The organism is Shewanella sp. NKUCC01_JLK (assembly GCF_019345615.1).
Taxonomy (GTDB): domain Bacteria; phylum Pseudomonadota; class Gammaproteobacteria; order Enterobacterales; family Shewanellaceae; genus Shewanella; species Shewanella oncorhynchi.
The window spans coordinates 1-19,092 of record NZ_JAHKRD010000025.1; the positions used below are offsets into that span (position 1 = coordinate 1).

The window sequence follows — 19,092 nt, forward strand, 5'->3', positions numbered from 1 at the left end:
GAGCAACTCAATATTCGTAAGAGAACTTGAGTACCACACTGAGCGTTGAACGCTTCCAGTTGGCTAGGGCTGCGTATTCTACGCATTTCCCGTTTCGCGTCAAGGAGTTTTGCAAACTTTCTCAACACTCATCAATCAGTAAACTCATCGATGAACCGTCACATCAGGCTGCTTAACGCTGTCTGCCGTGTCAGTGGATGCGCATTATAGGCAGCAGGAGATTTTGTGCAACCCCTATTTTAAGGAAATTTGCAGTTAATTCTAATTATCTAATCTAGTCACATCATACCCACCACTTACCCCCAAAGTTATCCACACACAGCTCATTTTAGACTCAGTTTCAACTTAAAATGAGGTTTGATGAGCCTCTATATACTACGAATAAAGCATGGAGATTCCGTTGATTCTCGAGGCCAGAGGTGGATTCTTGATGCAGCTTGTTCTAATAAATGGGCAAACGATAGATTAAAGAGACTCTTTGCCGACTTAATCAGAGATACAGGTCGTATTGCACAGAGCTGAGATTGGCCACTTGTTAGCGATATGCTTATCTATTAAAGCTAAGTTGATTTATCAAAGACGTCATGCACATTAAGAGTGGCATGTTTGCTTACCTATATTTAGTGACAGGAAATTTAGTGGCAATAATTTAGAAGCAAAAAAATACCCGCCAATGGCGGGTATTGTCTCATTCAGCTATGGCGCTAAACGCTGAGCTTATTCTTCAACAGGCGAGACCACGAACAGTAAGTCGCCTTGAGACACTTGCTGACCATTGCTGTTCAGGATGCGCTCTATACGATACTTCTTATCTTCGGGGTACAGAATCGCACTCTGGCGGTTAAAGCCGGCTAAGGTCACTTGCGAGAACATCTTCATCGCTTCCGTTAGTGCTAGTGTTTGATCAACCGTGACTATGTCACCTTCTTTCACGAAGTCCGCTTCACCCGGTGCAGAAGAGGTATAGAAGATACCTGCGCCTTGGGCTAACACTTTCAATTCGTTACTTTCGCCAACACGCAGTGACTCAGTGTCTACTTCCACAGTTTCAGCGGCAGCCTCCATTTCTGCGATCAACGCAGGAATATCGAGCTCAGCCATTAAGCGTGGCAGATAGTTAGTGTCGTAAACACCTTCGTTGAAGGTACCATCTTTCAAGATCAGTTTGAGTAACGGAATGTTAGTCGCGATGCCTTTCAGCACTACACTGTCTAAGTATTCGTACAGTTTGGCAATCACATCTTCACGGTTTTCACCGCGCATGATGATTTGCGCAATCAAGCTATCGTAGTATGGCGATACTTCTTTACCTGGCGCAGCAATCGAAATGATTTCCACATCTGGATGTTCTGGGAACACACACTCAGTGATCTTGCCTGGATTTGGGATCAACTGCAGTATGCCATGGCTATCGAGCGCCGCTTTCTCAGCCGTCACACGTACTTCCATCGCATAACCAATTTCTTTAGGCTCTAACGCTGCAATTGAACGGCCAGCGGCAATATCAAACTGCGCACTAACGATATCAATACCTGAAGTCGCTTCCGTGACTGGATGTTCAACCTGCAGACGCGTGTTCATCTCCATAAAGTAGACTTCGTTCGCATCTAAGTTATAGATAAACTCTACGGTACCTGCGCCCATGTAATCGGTCGCGTCGCCTAAGGCACGGGTATAGGCCAGCACTTGTCGCTTCAGCTCATCCGGCAGCATAGTAGAGCCAGATTCTTCGACCACTTTTTGGTTGTTACGTTGAACCGAACAGTCACGCAAACCTAATACTTTCGCGTTGCCGAACTTATCTCGCAGTAACTGCACTTCGATGTGACGTAGTGATGTCACATATTTCTCTAAGTACAAGTCACCGTTACCAAAGGCTGCAGCTGCTTCGGTTGCAGTTTTTTGGAATAAACCAATCATGTCTTCAGGACGTTTTACAACCTGAATACCTTTACCGCCACCACCTTGTACCGCTTTAAGCAATACTGGATAGCCAATTTCGCTCGCCACGTTTACGGCTTGTTCAGCATTGGTCAGAATACCGTGCGAACCAGGCACAACAGGTACGTTTTGCGCTTGCGATGTCTTAATTGCGTTCGACTTGTTACCCATAGTCGTCATTGAATGCACGCTAGGACCGACGAAGTTAACACCGTTATTCACACACAATGCAGCAAACTGCGGGCTTTCTGATAGGAAACCGATACCTGGATGCAATGCATCAACCTGTTCATATTCGGCTACTTTCAGCACAGAGTATGCGTTCAAGTAACTTTCATCCGATGTGTTACCACCGAGACAAACTAACTTGTCGGTTTCTTTGAGCATGTCCGCGGGGACTGACGTCATATCTGGATCAGACGCCACTAATACCACATTGATATTATTGTCATGCGCCTTACGAATAAGTTTTACAGCTGTACAACCACGGGCGTGAACCAATACTTTGTTAATTGGCTTCATTAACTTACGTGGATCGTTCTGCACGATCACTTCTTCTTCAACAGTAGCTTCAACCACTAAGGTCGACAGTGCATTGATGATCACGTCGTTAATTTTTGCCGAAGGCATTGGCATCAGAGGATCGATACCTGCTAACTGAGAGTCTAAATTGTCGCTGAATGGGTTATGGACTAAGCCCGCCATTGCGCCAGGTACTTTTGACAAGTAGTTAGACAGCGTTGCCGTTGATGGTAAGTACGCTGGCACCACCATTTGACCTGCGAATGGCATGTTAGTACCAGACAGATAGTAAGTTTGCACCAATGGGTGAGTCACAAAACTCGCCTGCGCACCACCGGTACAGTCACCAAAACCAAACATCAGTACTGGCAATTCGTTATCACGAATAAAGCGCGTGATACGGTCGTTCACCACAGCCATAGAGAATAGCGCCGCGGCGCCTTCTTTAGTCTGCATACCACCTGAACTGATAAAGCACACAACGGGTAATTTACGCTTAGCACACTCAATCAATAGTGCAGAGAATTTCTCAGCACTGGCCATATCGAATGCACCCGCTTGGAATGCCGTGTTAGACACAGCCACACCCACACGCACTTTTTGACCTTTTTCTTTAAAGTCAGCAATACCTGTGATCAAACCACATGGGCGAATGCCTTTGTCTAACGCATCTTCGATTGATAAACGGAAGCCAGGGAAGTTGAGCAAGTTAGCCGACATCTTGTCGCCGTTGATCTCTTCGAAATGGGTAAAGAACTGCTTCACCACATTTTCCCAAGTCATGTTGCCTTTACGTTTTTCGTCACGCAGCACTTTTTGGATCAATAGATCCTGATAACCCATGGTCAAGCGGTTCCAGAAGTCCTTACGACGACCGATACGCACAGGGTTGATCGCGCCAGTGTACTTGCTGGTATCGCTTTCACTATCGAAATACTCAGGCAGTAAACGCTCGAAGAAGTAAGTCAGTACCACGAATAGACTGTCGTTAAGTTGTGGGAAACCCACACTCTTCCACTGCTCTACTCGCACCAGCAAATCGGCGCGGTTCGATTGACCCATAAAATACTTGAGCCACTTATAGAACTTAGCTTTGTCGTTCGAGGTATCTTGCGTCGACAATGCATGGTCAATTGACTTGTGCAACAGGTTGTTCACTGAGTTACGTGACAAACTCTTCGACATCATGGCTTCTTTAGCGATTGACGCTAAGCTGCCCACAACGTTGTCATACAAGGCATTGAAGATCAGAATGTTATGGCATTGCCAAATAAAGTCTTCACGCAGTTCTTCATTTACCACCACATCAAGCACAGTCAGCTGATTCAGCTCAGGCCATTTAGCTTGAGTCACAGACTTTGGCAAACTTTCTAAGTGCTGAATCAGCCCTTTAAAGTTGTTAGCCGCATTGCTTTTCCAGCGGTGATACAAAGACCAGCTGATGTTGAATAACAACGCCTTACGTGCTTTTTTATAGTTCTCTTTTGGCTCACCCAAAATCAAACGTGTCAACATGTTACGCTCGGTCGAGACTTCGTCACGTTTAGCGACAAAGTTAGTCCACAATTTATTCAAATCTTCGTCATAAACTAGCTTGTCAGGGTTAGACAACCAAGCTTGGAACACACGGTCTTGTTCCTGTTGAATACGTGCCAACAGATCACCTTCTGGCACGCTAGCACGTGACAGACGGCCATATTGCTCTTGAGAAATAGAATGGATACGGCTACGTAGCGTTAAATAACGCAGATAGCGATAGGCGCTACCGAACAAGTTATGGTGACTGGTTGGGCTCGTTGCCACAGCCAATTCTGCGTTCAGTTCCAAAGCCATCAAGTTTTTAGATGGATTAAGGAAACGAGTTAAACTGCGATCATAATGCTCACGTAAATCTTTAGATTCACGCACAAAATTCATCGCTGCACGCTCAACCGCTTCTACGCTGCTAATAATAGCGCGGCGCAGATTGTGCTGACGCTCGTCGCGATCGCCTGGTGAAAAGTCGATGATACCGTCGATACAACCTGAGGTATAAAGCTCTTCTGGTGATACACCCACAGATTTCGCACATTCTTGCCAAGATAAGTTGTACTTACGGGCAATACTTTGCAGACCTTGTGGCTGGATCGTGTTGAAAATACCGTCACGCAACGACAACAGAATGTTCGCCGCCGCTAATGGAATTGCGCCACCAGAATAACCAGCACCAATTACGATACCGACTGTCGGTACGTCAACGTTGGCACTTTCTGCGATGGCTTTAGAAATTGAATGCGCTTGGTTTTGGCTGTTAGCGATTTCGCCAGCATCCGCCCCTGGGGTATCAATTAAATAGATAATAGGCATAGACAATTCGGCGAAATGACGAATTGCTTTACAAGCGGCGTAATGATGCTCAGGCATCCAAGCACCGTTAGCGGTAGTGCGTTCTTGGGCAATAAAGCCAATACGACGAGTGCGTGAACCAAAGTTCAGCTCGACCTCAGCACTGTAAAAAGAGCCCAAGTGAGTTTCCGTAATCAAACGACCTTTAAGATCGGCAATAATACGTTTTGCACCAGGACGACCTTTATCTTGGGTCGGCTGGATCACTTTAGCAACGTAACCGTCGACATCTAAAGATGCCAAGTCTTTTAAGTTTGCTTGAATAGCATCCTCATTTAAAAGACCTTTAATTTCTTCCGATAAACTCTGTTTACTGTGCTTAGGAAACAGAGAAAAATCTTTTGCCAAATGCTCGGCCTGTAAAAAAAGCGGATCGGGCGTTTGGGCTTGAGTCATGTGTTTGGGCTGATTATTGCTGGTCATCAAAAGATCCTCTGCTTAGCCTCTGAAAATTTTTAGCCAATAAATATAACTTTGTTATCCCGTCAAATGCCATTAAACTGCATAGGACGCTTTGTTCCAAATATGAGACAGTGGGAATAACATGCCAGATTTAAACGGTATGATGCTATTTGCAGCCGTAGTTAGAGCGAAGGGATTCTCCCAAGCTGCACGTGAAACCGGCCACCCAAAATCCACCATAAGTCGCAAAATCGCGCAGCTAGAAGAACAACTTGGCGTGCGATTACTACAGCGCGACACCCGTAATTTGAGTTTGACCCAAATCGGGGCACTCTTTTATCAACACTGTGATTCGATTCGCAATGAGGTAGAAGCGGCCAAGGCAGTTATCGAGAATACTCACGATGATGTGTCAGGATCATTACGCATTGCAATCCCAGTGTCATTTAGCCAAGAACTTATCGCTAACCTCTGTAGCGGATTTATGCGTTTATATCCCAATGTTGAATTGGATGTCCAGTTTACCGACAACGATATTGGTTTAGTCGGTGAAGGATATGACATAGCCATCAAATATGGTCCACTTCAATCGTCGGACTTAGTCGCAAGATTACTGTTTGAACGCCAGCCAATTTTAGTGGCAAGCCCTGCATACTTAAAACTCAAAGGCACACCCGCGACCCCAAAGGAACTCAGCCTGCACAGTGGGATTTTATTGGGGACTTCTCGCTCAGCACCAATTTGGCCATTGGGTAAAGGTTCGCGTAAAACCATGGCTAACTTTCAGCGTAAAGTGAGGGTCAACAGCCCGATAATGGTGAAGCAATTAGCCATAGATGATTTTGGCATCGCCATGTTATCCAATTCAGCCTGTAAGACTGAACTTGCTAATGGACAGCTAGTACCGATTTTACAGGAGTGGCCGATTGAACCTTTTAAGGTTTACGGGGTTTATTCGAGCCGACGCCAACTGGCCACCAACATCAGTGTCTTCTTAGATTTCTTTGTAAAACGCTTCAGCAGCCAAGAAAGCCTGCAATCCCTAATGGGTTAACGTTTCCCGTCGCATCAGGAAACCTGTTTCAAGAAAGTCCAATAAAAAAGCCTAGATCTGAGTCTAGGCTTTCAGTATCACGATTGATGTCAGCCAAGTAGGCCACTTCATACGCAATTCTCGCAAGGTTTAGATACGCTATGCTTACGCGACCTAGCATGGGCTAAGGAATAACGCGTTCCCGTTTTAAGATTTCCTTAGTAATGGCTTGACGCAATGGTAAACCTGCGGCGTCGGGAATATCCATATTCATCGCAAAAAACCATACATTATCATCGAGTTCAACCCAACCTACCCACCAGCCAATGCTTGGTTCTGCTCTGACTGCATAGCCGGTTTTCGCACGGATAATATAGTCAGAATTCGCTTCAGTCAGCATGGCTTGCTTAACAATACGTAAACTGCGCTCAGAAGCGTGTATCTTGTTGTGATAAAGCTTACGTAGGAAATCGATTTGCTCCGTAGCCGAAATTCGTATGCCACCATCTAACCAAAAACTATCCAAATTTCCCGAAATATCCTCATTACCATAATCAAACGAGGCGATCATCTTCGACATACGCGCCTCACCAATTTGGCGAGCAAACTCTTGGTAGACAGGCACAACCGAATACTTCATTGCAGTAATAAGGTTATGATCACGATTCCAAGTTGCGATATCTCGACTTTTACCATCCCACTTAAAGACTTGATGCTCATCCTTCACCACGCCAAGCTCTAGCGCGATCAAACTGTTAGGAATCTTAAACGTCGATGCAGGTAAAAAACCTTGATTGGCACGTTTAAGATTATTAGTGAATCCCTGTTGCTTGTTTTCATTCCATAACACCACTACGCCTTTAGTTTGGTGCTGAGTAAAACTGGCATCCCAACTGCGGGTTTCTTGCCACTCCTTAGCTGTAGTAGATGCAAAAGTCGGCGCCACTAAGCTTGACGACACTAAAATAGACGACATCACCAGCACAGCCGATATGGTGAACAAACGCATAAAGTCTCCTTGTAGAAAAACAAACAATCCAATGAACTAAAAAAGTGATTAAGGCTATCACTTAGGGTTTTGGCAAGCCCTAGCAAACTGCTGACCAATTGTGGCAAAAAAGAGGCAAACTAGACCCTATTGCACTGTTGCAGATGGATTAATGCTAGCGCCATATGATTTGTGATAGAAGATATTGACATAAGATGACGAAGATCACTGAGCTTAACTTTATTACCCTCAGCTTGTAGTGCATACTTTTTGGCATAAGAGCCTATCCGTACGAAAAAAATAATCATTATTTCCAATGAATAACGTCTAATCACTACAGGGAAGCCAAACATGTTAAAGCCAGTGTTAACACTCATCCTCACCACCAGCTTGATGACTACAGCCAGTGCCGTGCAGTTATTTGGTGATGTTGAAGTTTCCCGCCTACCAACAGCCGAAAAAACCATAGGCGACGTAGTCACTCGCTATCAAGCTCTTGACGATGGTCTGGCTCAGCTGAGCTCAAAGAAAAACGAAGTTGACGCCACCCAATTAGCGGCACGCCAAGGACACAGATTATGGCAACAAGCTGTCCGCGATGTGCAGTCAGGGCATTTTGACGACCGACCTTTATACTGGGCTCGCCTTGCCATGCTTAATAGTCTAAAAACCACCAGCGCCAACTTTAAAATGGCCGATTGGCAACAAGACATATTAATGAGTGCGGTTGAAAAAGCCTCACGGGGTTTTAGCGATATTCAATATGGTGATGATGTCCAAATCAAAATATTTCTCACGGGTTTCGATCCTTTCTTCCTCGACAAAGATATCACCCAGAGTAATCCTTCCGGTCTAGTTGCCCTCGCCTTGGATGGTTTTCGCTTTGATATTAATGGTAAAACGGCGCAAATAGAAACCGCTATGGTGCCAGTACGTTTTGCAGATTTTGATCAAGGACTTATCGAGTCGCTATTGAGCCCGATTTATCGCGATCCCAAAACCCAATTTGTATTCACCGTTAGCATGGGCCGAACTGATTTTGATATCGAACGTTTCCCTGGGCGAAATCGCAGCGCAGCGGCGCCCGATAACCAAAACGTACTCACTGGCGGCACGAAAACCGCACCCGTTGCCCCAAAGCTTAATGGTAAAGATTTTATCGGCCCCGAATTTGTGGAATTTTCACTGCCTGTTTCGGCTATGCAAGTCAAAGATGGTCAATGGAAAGTCAATGATAACCATACTGTCACTACCCTTGCCCGCGGCGAATTTAGCGCGACGTCATTAAACGAACTGCAAAACGAAACCTCAGTCGAAGGCTCTGGCGGCGGTTATCTTTCTAATGAAATCTCCTATCGTGCCATAGTCTTGCAGCAAAAGTTTAATAGCCATGCCAAGGTCGGCCACATTCACACACCAAGAGTCAAAGGCTATGACGCAGATACTGAGCAAGCCATAGTCGAACAAGTACGCACTATGGTGATGCAGGCGGCAGCGAGTTTATAGCCAAGTCACATTTCCTGAAACAGGCTGAAACTAGCATTGTCAGATAGCGTTCGCTATGATGTGAACGCTTCTGATGTGAACGCTTAGGCAGGCTTAATCACCGATAAGTTTTAAGCACTCAATTTTATCTTTAACCGACGAGATCCAACGCTAACCCTATGCTGAAACCCGCTGACTTACTCAATGCCTTACGCCGTCGCAGCAGTGAAGCACTTGCACCACTGTCAAGGTCGACGTACGCAGCCTTGGGCCAAAGCCAAGATAAGTCGCAGGTGATAACGAGTCCACCAGCACCAAATCCGGCTCAGGCACATATTTTCACCGGTTCATCACGCGCACTCTCGTCACTACAAATTCAAGTACTAGAGCGAATTGAAGCTTGTTATCAAGAGGCCGAGGTATCGCTTAAGCGCACTTTTCCACGCCCAGTCACTCAATTTAGTCTAAGGGGTAAGAGCGCGGGTACAGCTCATCTGCAACAGAATCGCTTGCGATTCAATCCTGTATTGCTACGCGAAAACAGCGAGGCATTTCTGACTGAGGTCGTCCCCCACGAAATTTGTCATTTGCTGTGTTTTCAGCTTTTTGGCAAAACCAAGCCCCACGGTAAAGAATGGCAATCTTTGATGTTAACGGTATTTAAGGTCAATCCGAGTACCACACATAGCTTTAATACCACTTCAGTTACGAGTCGCGATGTTGAGTATCGCTGCGCCTGTGGACCGATTCGACTGAGTATTCGCCGCCATAACAAGGTGTTGCGTGGTGAAAGTCGTTATATTTGTAAACGCTGTAAGACCCATTTAACTGCGTTCTAGCGACTTTCAGCAAACAAAACTCCCACCTAAGTACGACTCAATTTGCATAAACAGCGATATTTCCCTTACCATCACGCCATAAAAGACGAGCCAAAGGCTCGCGTAGTGTTTGTTATTTTGGGATAAATTTTGAACATAGCTTCTTTAACCGTTAATTCACGGCGACTTTTGTTGTGCCTAATCACTTGGGCGGCGACCTTATCTGTGCCCGCAAGTGCCTCAGTGTCACATCCCAGCAGTTTCAGCCAAGCAAAAACCAAGTCACAGGCGCTCTACGTAGGTAGTCGCCAAGGTACTCTGCCCGCAGTCAGCTTTTACTGTGGCTGTGAAATTCAGATCAAAGGTAAATCGTGGAAACCCGATCTCGCCAGCTGTGGTTATCAAGTCCGTAAACAGGAAACCCGCGCCAACCGTATCGAGTGGGAACACATAGTCCCCGCCTGGGAATTTGGCCATCAACTCCAATGCTGGCAAAAGGGCGGCCGTAAAAACTGTGCCGATAACAGTAATGAATTTAATAAAATGGAATCGGACATGCATAATTTGGTACCCGCAATTGGTGAGGTCAATGGCGATCGCAGCAACTTCCGATTTAGCCAATGGAACGGTAAGGCTGACCAATATGGCCAATGTGCTATGGTAGTCGACTTTAAGAATCGTCAAGCACAACCTCCCGCGAATACCCGCGGTAAGATAGCCAGAACCTACCTCTATATGCAGCAGACCTATGGTCTTAAAATCGCCTCTAGCCAATTAAAATTATTTAAGGCATGGGATAAAACCTATCCAGTTGATACTATTGAGTGCAAACGTGATAACGCCATAGCGCAAACCCAAGGTAACCATAACCCCTTTGTGCAGAATGCCTGTAATGCGCCACCACAGCGTCAACAATTAGCCGAATAAGGTCGACAATGAGAGTCCCAAGAATTTATCAACCTCAGCCATTAGCCATCAATCAACAGTTGAACTTAGACGAAGATGGCGCGGCCCATATCGGCAAGGTGCTACGCATGGGCAACGGCGAACATATCAGTCTATTTAATGGCGATGGCAATGATTATCTTGCTGAAATTGTTGACGCAGGTAAGAAGCATGTCACAGTAAAACTGCTCTCCTGTGAGGCCAATTTATCTGAGTCGCCACTCAACTTGCACTTAGGCCAAGTGATTTCCCGTGGCGATAGAATGGAGTTCACCATTCAAAAATCAGTCGAGCTTGGCGTCAATACTATTACGCCGCTGTTTTCAGATCGCTGCGGTGTGAAACTCAACGGCGAACGCCTAGAGAAAAAAATTCAGCAATGGCAGAAGATCGTCGTGAGCGCCTGTGAGCAATCGGGACGCAGCCAAGTGCCCGTGATTCGCCCAGCGATGGACTTACACGATTGGTGCAGTGAGCCGACCTCAGCGCTTAAACTCAATTTGCATCCACGTGCCGCACACGGTATCAATGGCTTAGATTTGGCCCATACCCGCGTGCGACTATTAATTGGCCCAGAAGGCGGTTTGTCGGCGGAAGAAATCGCCATGACAGAAACCTATCAATTTACCGATGTGTTGCTTGGCCCCAGAGTGCTACGCACCGAAACCGCCTCGCTCACCGCCATTACGGCACTGCAACTCAGATTTGGTGATTTAGGCTAGACCGTCCACAGCCGCACACAGCGGTGGTATAGCACCCCATTATCCAATAAATGCTTTTTTGCCTGCAAACGGCGACAAATAAGGAACAGATTAATGATAAAACTCGGCATAGTGATGGACCCCATCAGTGAGATCAACATTAAGAAAGACTCCAGTTTTGCCATGTTAATGGCCGCGCAGGAAAGAGGTTATCAGCTGTTTTATATGGAAATGGCCGATCTTGCCATGGTCAACGGTGTGGCTATGGCCAATATGCGTCCGTTAACTGTTTTCAATGATGCGAGCAAATGGTTTGAACTCGGCGAAGCTACAGACACGCCAATGAGCGAACTCGACGTGATCTTAATGCGTAAGGACCCGCCATTCGATACTGAGTTTATCTACGCAACTTACATGCTTGAACGCGCCGAAGAACAAGGCGTGTTGATCGTTAACAAGCCACAAAGCTTACGTGATGCTAACGAGAAACTATTTACCGCATGGTTTAGCGAATTCACTCCAGAAACGATCGTAACCCGTGATGCCAAACGTATCCGCGCTTTCCACCAAGCGAAGGGCGATATTATTCTTAAGCCACTTGATGGTATGGGCGGCACCTCGATTTTCCGCGTGAAGCAGGACGACCCAAACCTTGGGGTCATCATAGAAACCTTGACCAGCTATGGCCAACAATATGCCATGGCGCAAGCCTTTATCCCTGAGATAACCAAAGGCGATAAACGCATTTTAGTGGTCGATGGTGAGCCTGTGCCCTACGCCTTGGCGCGTATCCCAATGAAAGGCGAAACCCGTGGTAACTTAGCGGCAGGCGGAAGCGGTGTGGCTCAACCTTTATCCGACAGCGATTGGGCAATTGCCCGCGCCATTGGTCCAGAACTTAAAAAACGTGGACTGATTTTTGTCGGCCTCGATGTCATTGGTGACAAGCTGACTGAGATCAACGTAACCAGTCCAACTTGTATCCGTGAGATCCAAGCAGCATTTAATGTCGACATCACCGGCATGTTAATGGATGCTATTGAAGCACGCATGAACACCAAAGCATAAAAATTTACCAACGAGTTTGTTGATTTAAGGCGCTTTGACATCACAAGCGCCTAGCCACTTTCTAGGGATGTGATATGAGTTTCACCAAAGCGCCATTCTTGTTACTCGGCATAGGTTTATTACTATCGACTCCGACTTGGGCCAACATAGAAACAGGTCCAACGAAAGCACCGTCGCGTCCCAAAAACATTGTCATCATGATAGGTGATGGTATGGGACCGTCTTACACTAGCGCTTACCGTTACTACAAAGATAATCCTGACACAGAGGAAGTCGAACAAACCGTATTCGACCGTTTACTTGTAGGGATGGCGAGCACTTATCCCGCCAGTGTCAGTGGTTATGTTACCGACTCAGCCGCGGCAGCAACTGCGCTCGCCACTGGCGTTAAATCTTACAATGGGGCGATTTCGGTCGATACCCAAAAGCAACCGCTGCCGACCATACTCGAAAAAGCCAAATCCCTTGGCCTTAGCACAGGTGTCGCTGTAACGTCGCAAATCAACCACGCCACGCCAGCCGCCTTTTTGGCCCACAACGAAAGCCGTAAAAACTACGATGCTTTGGCACTCAGCTATCTAGAAACTAACGCCGATGTATTCTTAGGCGGTGGTCAAAAATACTTTACCCCTGAACTATTAGCACAATTTAAAGCCAAGGGTTATCAACATATTACTCGTTTTGAAGATCTCGCCAGCATCACCCAACCTAAAGTGCTGGGACTGTTTGCCGAAGTCCAATTACCTTGGGCGATTGATGAAAAAGATGCGAAAAAACTCAGCACTTTAACCCAAAAAGCACTCAATTTACTGTCGCAGAATGACCAAGGTTTTGTGTTGTTAGTCGAAGGAAGTCTCATCGACTGGGCGGGCCACAATAACGACATCGCCACTGCTATGGGTGAGATGGATGAATTCTCCAATGCCATTGAAGTGGTTGAGCAATTCGTGCGTGAACATCCTGATACCCTGATGGTGATCACCGCCGACCATAACACCGGCGGCCTATCGATTGGCGTCGATGGAAAGTACAACTGGAACCCTGAAATCCTACGCAACGTTTCAGCCAGTACCGACACATTAGCCTTAGCCGCCATCAGCGGTGAACAATGGCAGGCCGATCTTGCCCGCGGTTTAGGTTTTGAGCTCAACGAAGAAGAAATCGCAAAATTAACGGTCGCCAGAATGCAGGGATTAGAAACCATCGCGGTTGCAATTCGCCATGTTATTGATAAGCGAACTGATACAGGTTGGACAACCGACGGTCATACAGGCACAGACGTACAAGTGTTTGCCGCAGGTCCCGCATCTGAGCTGTTTAACGGCCATCAAGACAATACTGATATCGCCAATAAGATTTTCAGCTTATTGCCAAAACCGAAGAAACCTAAAAGCTAAGCGTTAGTCGATTCCGTTCATTAAAGACAATCACATAAGGCAACCGCATAATGCAGTTGCCTTTTTTATTGGGTCTTTTTATTAGGGATTTTATTAGGGATTTTATTAGGTCTTAGCGCAGTGATTCGATGCAAACTGGCTCGGGCATAAATAACAGGTATAATGCCCGCACTTAAGTCTATCGGTGCCAGTAACTGTGTTAACTAATCCATCGCAAGTCATTATTCGTAATCAAGACAGCCTAAGCCAACATAAGGTGTTAGTGCTCAATCATGAAGCCGATCTACTGCCAAAAGCCCTGCTCGATGTCGCGGCCTCGGTCGATGCCCTCGCCTTGGATTATCACCATTATTTACACTTAGCGCCGCACGCGAATTCAAAACTGCGTTGCTACTTCGGCCACGAACTGCCACATCAAGACCCAATTAAACCAGAAAAGTACGATACTGTTATCGTTTATTTCCCCAAGGCTAAACCCCTCGCACCTTATCTGTTTAACCTCGCCGCCAGCAATCTTGTGCCTAACGGCCAACTGTTAGTGGTTGGGGAAAACAAAGGCGGGATTAAGTCTTTAGTTAAACTCTTGCCTGAGTATTTTACGACGGGGATGAAGCTCGATAACGCCCGCCACTGCCTGCTGTTTGGTAGCCATTTAGAGGGCAGCGCCCCGGCAATGAAACTTAGCGACTGGGTCAGTCAGTATCAACTCACAACGCCGCAAGGCGAGATCAGTATCTGTAATTTAGTCGGGGTATTTAGCGAAAAACGGTTAGATCTCGGCACTGAATTATTATTGTCACACCTACCAACACTCTCGGGTCGAGTGCTCGATTTTGGTTGCGGCGCAGGCGTGATCACCGCCGCTCTACTAAAAGCACAACCGAGCCTATCCCTAGAATGTGTTGATATTAATGCCATGGCGTTAGCTTCTTGTGAACTCACCCTGGCGGCCAATGGCATGACAGCCAAAGTGTATCCATCCGATGGGCTCGCGCAAACCACAGGAAAATTTAACGGCATTATCTCTAATCCGCCGTTTCATGATGGCCTCGCCAGCACCACCAGCATAGCGCAGAACTTTGTCACCGATAGTGCTAAGCAATTACAACATAATGGTATTTGGCAAATAGTCGCCAATCGCCACCTGCCCTATTCCGATATTATCGCCGCCGAATTTGGCCAATTGAAAGTGGTTGCCGATAACAACAAGTACAAGTTGTATTACTTCCAGCACAAATAGATGTTTGATTAATAACGCGCAGATGCTTTCGCTGAAGCGCGTTATTGGCAACCCAGCCACTCACTCTTATCCCAATCCCTGTTTGTTTTTAGATAAAACCTCCCTTTCATCGTGTTACAAAATTCAATATTGTGATCTGCCGCATGCCAGCGATTCTGACAATTCCTCACTTATAGTCACTCAACAGCCGTTCCTAACATAGGGATTCGATTTAAAACATCAAAATAATGGTTAAACCTAAAATCAATATAAGTTGTGGTTTATTCAGTAATTTTTGTTATAAAACCAGAGATAACACTGATTATAAGACTCAATTTTTTATAAAAAACTATTTTAAAATTCACTCATAGACCATTAACAACAAAATGACAACATTTGCTGATTTTGCAGCCAAAAAGGCTTCTTTACCCTAAGTTTCTACTGTTATACTCAAAACAGCTTCTTAACAAGAATAAAACGCAATTACTAGGAATGCCCCTATGCTGGACCCTGAACTCATAGAGCTAAACAGCGATAAGACAAAAGCTGAATTGCGCCTGATCCCTAATGTCCATGGTCCAGTCACCCATGAAGACATAATGCGCCTGTTGTCTTTACCTGAATTCGCCGCCCTGTTTCCGCTAGAACCAGCCATTACTAAAACCGTCGCTAAAATCAACTCTCTTTGTAATCAAGACGATGGAAAATTTGAGCTCTATACTACTTTGGCCGAACGTCGCGATGGCAGCATAGCTATCGAGATTAGTCCCGATAAAATGCAAGCCAGTCTTAAACTTACCGCAGCATGGGGTGGTAAACAGATAGATTTGCCAGAGATCCTCACTCATCTCAAAAAAAACAACGTCTGCATGGGGCTAAGCAAACTCAAAATTCAAGCTCTACTAAAGCAACTCAGCACACTCAAGCCAGGGGAAATCTGCCAAAGTGAAATAGCCCAAGGCAAAGCCCCTGTTAATGGACTCAATGCGGTACTAGAACGCAAAGTATTCCTTGCGCGGGAGCGCTTGCTTCAGCCACAAGAGCGCGAAGATGGCAGTGTCGATATGCGCAATTTAGGCGCAATGATCGTTGTTAAAGCCAATGATCTCTTGATGGTTAAACATTTAGCCACCGAAGGCACTCCGGGCTACAACATCAAGGGCGAAGTCCTTAAACAAAAACCAGGTAAGGATGCAGTGCTTCAAGCGGGTACAGGCACAGCTTTTCATCCCAAAGATCCCAATAAGCTGATCGCCACAGTGCCGGGGCAACCCGTCGAAACCCGTACAGGTATGAATGTCGATGATGTACTGCAACTTAAAGATGTCGACATCAGCACAGGCCATGTCACCTTCAAGGGCAGTATTTTAATCACAGGTGATGTCCACGAGGGCATGATAGTTAAAAGCTCAGGCGATATTACCGTGATGGGGTTTGTGGACTCCGCCACCCTTGAAGCAGAAGGCGATGTCACTGTGAGTAAAGGCATCATTGGCCGCCAGATTAAAGCCAATGAATACTCTACCAATATCTATTCTCAAGGCCAGATCAGCGCCCAATTTGTGCAATATTCTCAATTAGTTGCCAAAGGTAATATCTTAGTCACTAAACAGTTGCTGCACAGTAATACCAAAACCGCCGGCAGTTTAACGGTCAGCGATCCTAGCGGTCGTCGTGGTGATCTGGTTGGCGGAGTTGCACACGCTGAAAAAGGCATCACGGCGGTTGTCATAGGTGCAACGGCAGGGACTAAAACTGACGTTTACTGCGCAATGGGACAGGCTGAACTCAAGCAAGATCTCAAGCTACTCGATGAGAGCGTTAAAGCTATGGTTGTCGCCAGTTTAGATATCGAGGCTCGCCTCAATAAACTGCCCCCCAAGTCAGAATGGCAAGCTGACGCGGTTATGATTGAGCAAATAAAGATGATGCTTGATGAGAAGAATCGCATCATGGACGAACGTACCCGTGAAGAGCTTGAATTCGATACCTTTAAACAAGAAGTCGAAGGCTACTACGAAAAATACCGTATCGAAGTGCTTAAACACGTATTCCTTAACGTTGAGCTGCATATAGGTCAAGCAAATCACCGTACGGCACGTGAACACGGCACTTGTTGTATTGCCAATGTTAATCAAGAGATTAACTTTGACTATAACGCCAAGGCAAAAGCTGTACCGAGCACATAAGGTTCACTAGGGTTCTTAACGCCAGTGCTGAGGCAGCTTTCGCTCGGTAGCCAAACCTCTGAACTCGTTCTGGCCTCTATCTATCTTCTCCAAGCGTGGCATACTGCTCACAGATAAACGCACGCAGCAGTATGCCAAGTCACCTTCTTGCTAAATCCTAATCCTTGTCTACTGCCGCCGATTGATCTCAGAGAATACCTCAGAGCCCATTTTAAACTTCCTAAGGATCTGAAATGACTAGCGTTAAGATGTCGAGTATTGAATGGCCAGCGATTGTAAAACTGACTCAAAATGACGAATTACTTTACCTAGAACATCAAAGAGATTGGCTCGAACTGGCCTGTCTCTATCAGCATCACTTCATCGAAACCGATCAATTATTAGACTCCAAAGGGCAGCGATACCTTATCAGTGCCTGTCCACAAAAAATCCATGAAGATCCTGTTGGCGAATTACCTCGATTACTGCGCCAAAAACAGGATTTACCACTCAATGAATTTATCAAATGGGTTCAAAATCATGCCCAAGCACTAGGACAATGTTGTGTTGCTAAACTGGCTTTCACGACAATTGCCCAAGGAATCGAAATTGTTCGTACCCTCGATGAATAAACAGCAAACACATGATAAGCCATAATAAATGGCTATCAATGACTCAGTTAATCAATAAAAAACAATATGACCTTAAAAGCTAATATCCTCATAATCAATTCACAGGCATAATTTGCCGCGGTGCAACAGCGCTAAGCCAGATGGTAAAGCGCTTAAGATGCACTCCAAAATAACCGTTTTCTGCGTCGACTCAAGGGATGACGTTTAAGTTGGCACTAAATATACAAATAGATGGAACCGAAATTGGAACTACTTAAGATTGACTGCTTAGGCAAACAACTGCGCTTAGAAGGCTCGCTCGCGGGCTGGCAACAACTCTACTGGGACAACACCTTAGTCTCACAAAAAGAAGCTTCCGTCGATAATGGCGGCCTCAAAGTCCATGTCTTTGAGCTCACCCACCACAGCAGCCCATTGGTGACAGAAAGTGGTGAGCAAGCCATCGCCATAACAGAAGCTAAAATCCAAGTTCGCCTCGAAACCGATCTCGTTTGGCAGCCTTTCCGCCTCGATTACTGCTTGCTGATGGATGACAAGATTATCGACCAAGGGCGACGGACAGAGAAAGATATCGAACGCCAAACACCAGAAACGCCCATCGTTAAGCAGCAAAAAATCAGCATGATAGGACTCGCCTCCCTCGGCTTTAAGCTGTTAAAGAGCGCTAAAGTCATAAAGGTAGTGTTAGCGGGCGCCAGTGTTGCCGCTTATTCTTGGCTATTCTCCTTCCAATTCGCCCTCGCACTTATCGCCTGTTTGGTATTCCACGAATATGGCCATATTCGCGCAATGAAATATTTTGGGATGAAAACCAAAGGGATTTACCTTATTCCCTTTATGGGCGGACTCGCGCTCTCCGATGAGAAAATTAATACACGTTGGCAAGATGTGGTGATTTCTATCATGGGACCTACCTTTGGGCTCTTGATGTCCATCGCTTCCTTGATTGCTTACCACGCAACGGGCAATGTGTTTTTTGCTGGCCTTGCCGCCTTTAATGCGCTGCTTAACCTATTTAATTTATTGCCTATTTTGCCACTCGATGGCGGCCATATTTTAAAGAGCATCAGTTTTTCGATGAACAGCATCATGGGGCTGGTCGCCTGCGCCGCCGGTGCCGCTTTCGGAGTGTATATCAGCTACACCTTAGGCTTAGCGCTATTGGGCTTCTTGTTGTTGATCGGCAGCTTAGAAATCATCTTCGAGTGGCGAACTCGCCATCAAAGCCATCTGCTGCCATTAGACAGATACGGGCAAATCTTCTCGGTTATTTGGTACTTGCTCACAGTTGGTGCCTTAGTCGGCATCATCTGGCACTTAGCGGGAACGGGCGATGATATGCTCAGCTTGCCGCTGCAAATATTACGCAGTTAATCCACTTAACGGCT

The 19,092-nt window shown here is 46.0% G+C and carries 13 protein-coding genes; 11 read left to right on the forward strand and 2 right to left on the reverse strand.

Translation table 11 applies throughout. The annotated features are described in order from the left end of the window. Positions 1 to 717: 717 nt before the first annotated feature. Positions 718 to 5,271 (reverse strand): biotin carboxylase N-terminal domain-containing protein, encoded by a 4,554-nt coding sequence (locus KO537_RS21480; protein WP_219235753.1) that lies wholly within the window; start codon positions 5,269 to 5,271, stop codon positions 718 to 720. Positions 5,272 to 5,392: 121 nt separating this feature from the next. On the opposite strand from KO537_RS21480, the gene KO537_RS21485 reads away from it, so the two are divergent. Then, on the forward strand, positions 5,393 to 6,304 hold the full coding sequence (locus tag KO537_RS21485) for a LysR family transcriptional regulator (RefSeq protein WP_105251501.1): 912 nt from the start codon (positions 5,393 to 5,395) through the stop codon (positions 6,302 to 6,304). 163 nt (positions 6,305 to 6,467) lie between these two features. Here the strand turns inward: KO537_RS21485 and blaOXA are convergent, their stop codons facing one another. Continuing rightward, the gene (blaOXA, locus tag KO537_RS21490; protein WP_105251500.1) at positions 6,468 to 7,292 is read right to left on the reverse strand and encodes a class D beta-lactamase; all 825 of its coding nucleotides are present in this window, start codon (positions 7,290 to 7,292) and stop codon (positions 6,468 to 6,470) included. A 330-nt stretch (positions 7,293 to 7,622) separates the two neighbouring features. Between blaOXA and KO537_RS21495 the strand changes: the two genes are divergently transcribed. From KO537_RS21495 to KO537_RS21540, 10 genes are all read left to right on the forward strand, one after another. After that, a complete protein-coding gene (locus KO537_RS21495) occupies positions 7,623 to 8,777 on the forward strand; it encodes a hypothetical protein (RefSeq protein WP_173497250.1) in 1,155 nt (384 codons plus the stop codon). A 158-nt stretch (positions 8,778 to 8,935) separates the two neighbouring features. Continuing rightward, entirely contained in the window at positions 8,936 to 9,595 is a 660-nt protein-coding gene (locus KO537_RS21500; protein ID WP_173246764.1) for a SprT family zinc-dependent metalloprotease, read from the forward strand. 126 nt (positions 9,596 to 9,721) lie between these two features. Next, entirely contained in the window at positions 9,722 to 10,501 is a 780-nt protein-coding gene (endA, locus tag KO537_RS21505) for an endonuclease EndA (RefSeq protein ID WP_219235770.1), read from the forward strand. An 8-nt stretch (positions 10,502 to 10,509) separates the two neighbouring features. Then, complete coding sequence (rsmE, locus tag KO537_RS21510) at positions 10,510 to 11,241, forward strand: 16S rRNA (uracil(1498)-N(3))-methyltransferase (protein WP_173246769.1); 732 nt, start codon at positions 10,510 to 10,512, stop codon at positions 11,239 to 11,241. Positions 11,242 to 11,334: 93 nt separating this feature from the next. Further along, the gene (gene gshB, locus KO537_RS21515) at positions 11,335 to 12,288 is read left to right on the forward strand and encodes a glutathione synthase (RefSeq protein WP_173246772.1); all 954 of its coding nucleotides are present in this window, start codon (positions 11,335 to 11,337) and stop codon (positions 12,286 to 12,288) included. Between the two features lie 74 nt (positions 12,289 to 12,362). Next, positions 12,363 to 13,685 (forward strand): alkaline phosphatase, encoded by a 1,323-nt coding sequence (locus tag KO537_RS21520; protein WP_173246775.1) that lies wholly within the window; start codon positions 12,363 to 12,365, stop codon positions 13,683 to 13,685. Positions 13,686 to 13,881: 196 nt separating this feature from the next. After that, positions 13,882 to 14,925: a methyltransferase gene (locus KO537_RS21525; protein WP_173246778.1), complete on the forward strand. Its 1,044-nt coding sequence runs from the start codon at positions 13,882 to 13,884 to the stop codon at positions 14,923 to 14,925. A 479-nt stretch (positions 14,926 to 15,404) separates the two neighbouring features. Continuing rightward, positions 15,405 to 17,093: a FapA family protein gene (locus tag KO537_RS21530; protein ID WP_173246781.1), complete on the forward strand. Its 1,689-nt coding sequence runs from the start codon at positions 15,405 to 15,407 to the stop codon at positions 17,091 to 17,093. Positions 17,094 to 17,326: 233 nt separating this feature from the next. Next, positions 17,327 to 17,704: a DUF4144 family protein gene (locus tag KO537_RS21535; RefSeq protein WP_028759298.1), complete on the forward strand. Its 378-nt coding sequence runs from the start codon at positions 17,327 to 17,329 to the stop codon at positions 17,702 to 17,704. 231 nt (positions 17,705 to 17,935) lie between these two features. Then, on the forward strand, positions 17,936 to 19,078 hold the full coding sequence (locus tag KO537_RS21540; RefSeq protein WP_168826794.1) for a site-2 protease family protein: 1,143 nt from the start codon (positions 17,936 to 17,938) through the stop codon (positions 19,076 to 19,078). The last annotated feature ends 14 nt before the right edge of the window (positions 19,079 to 19,092 follow it).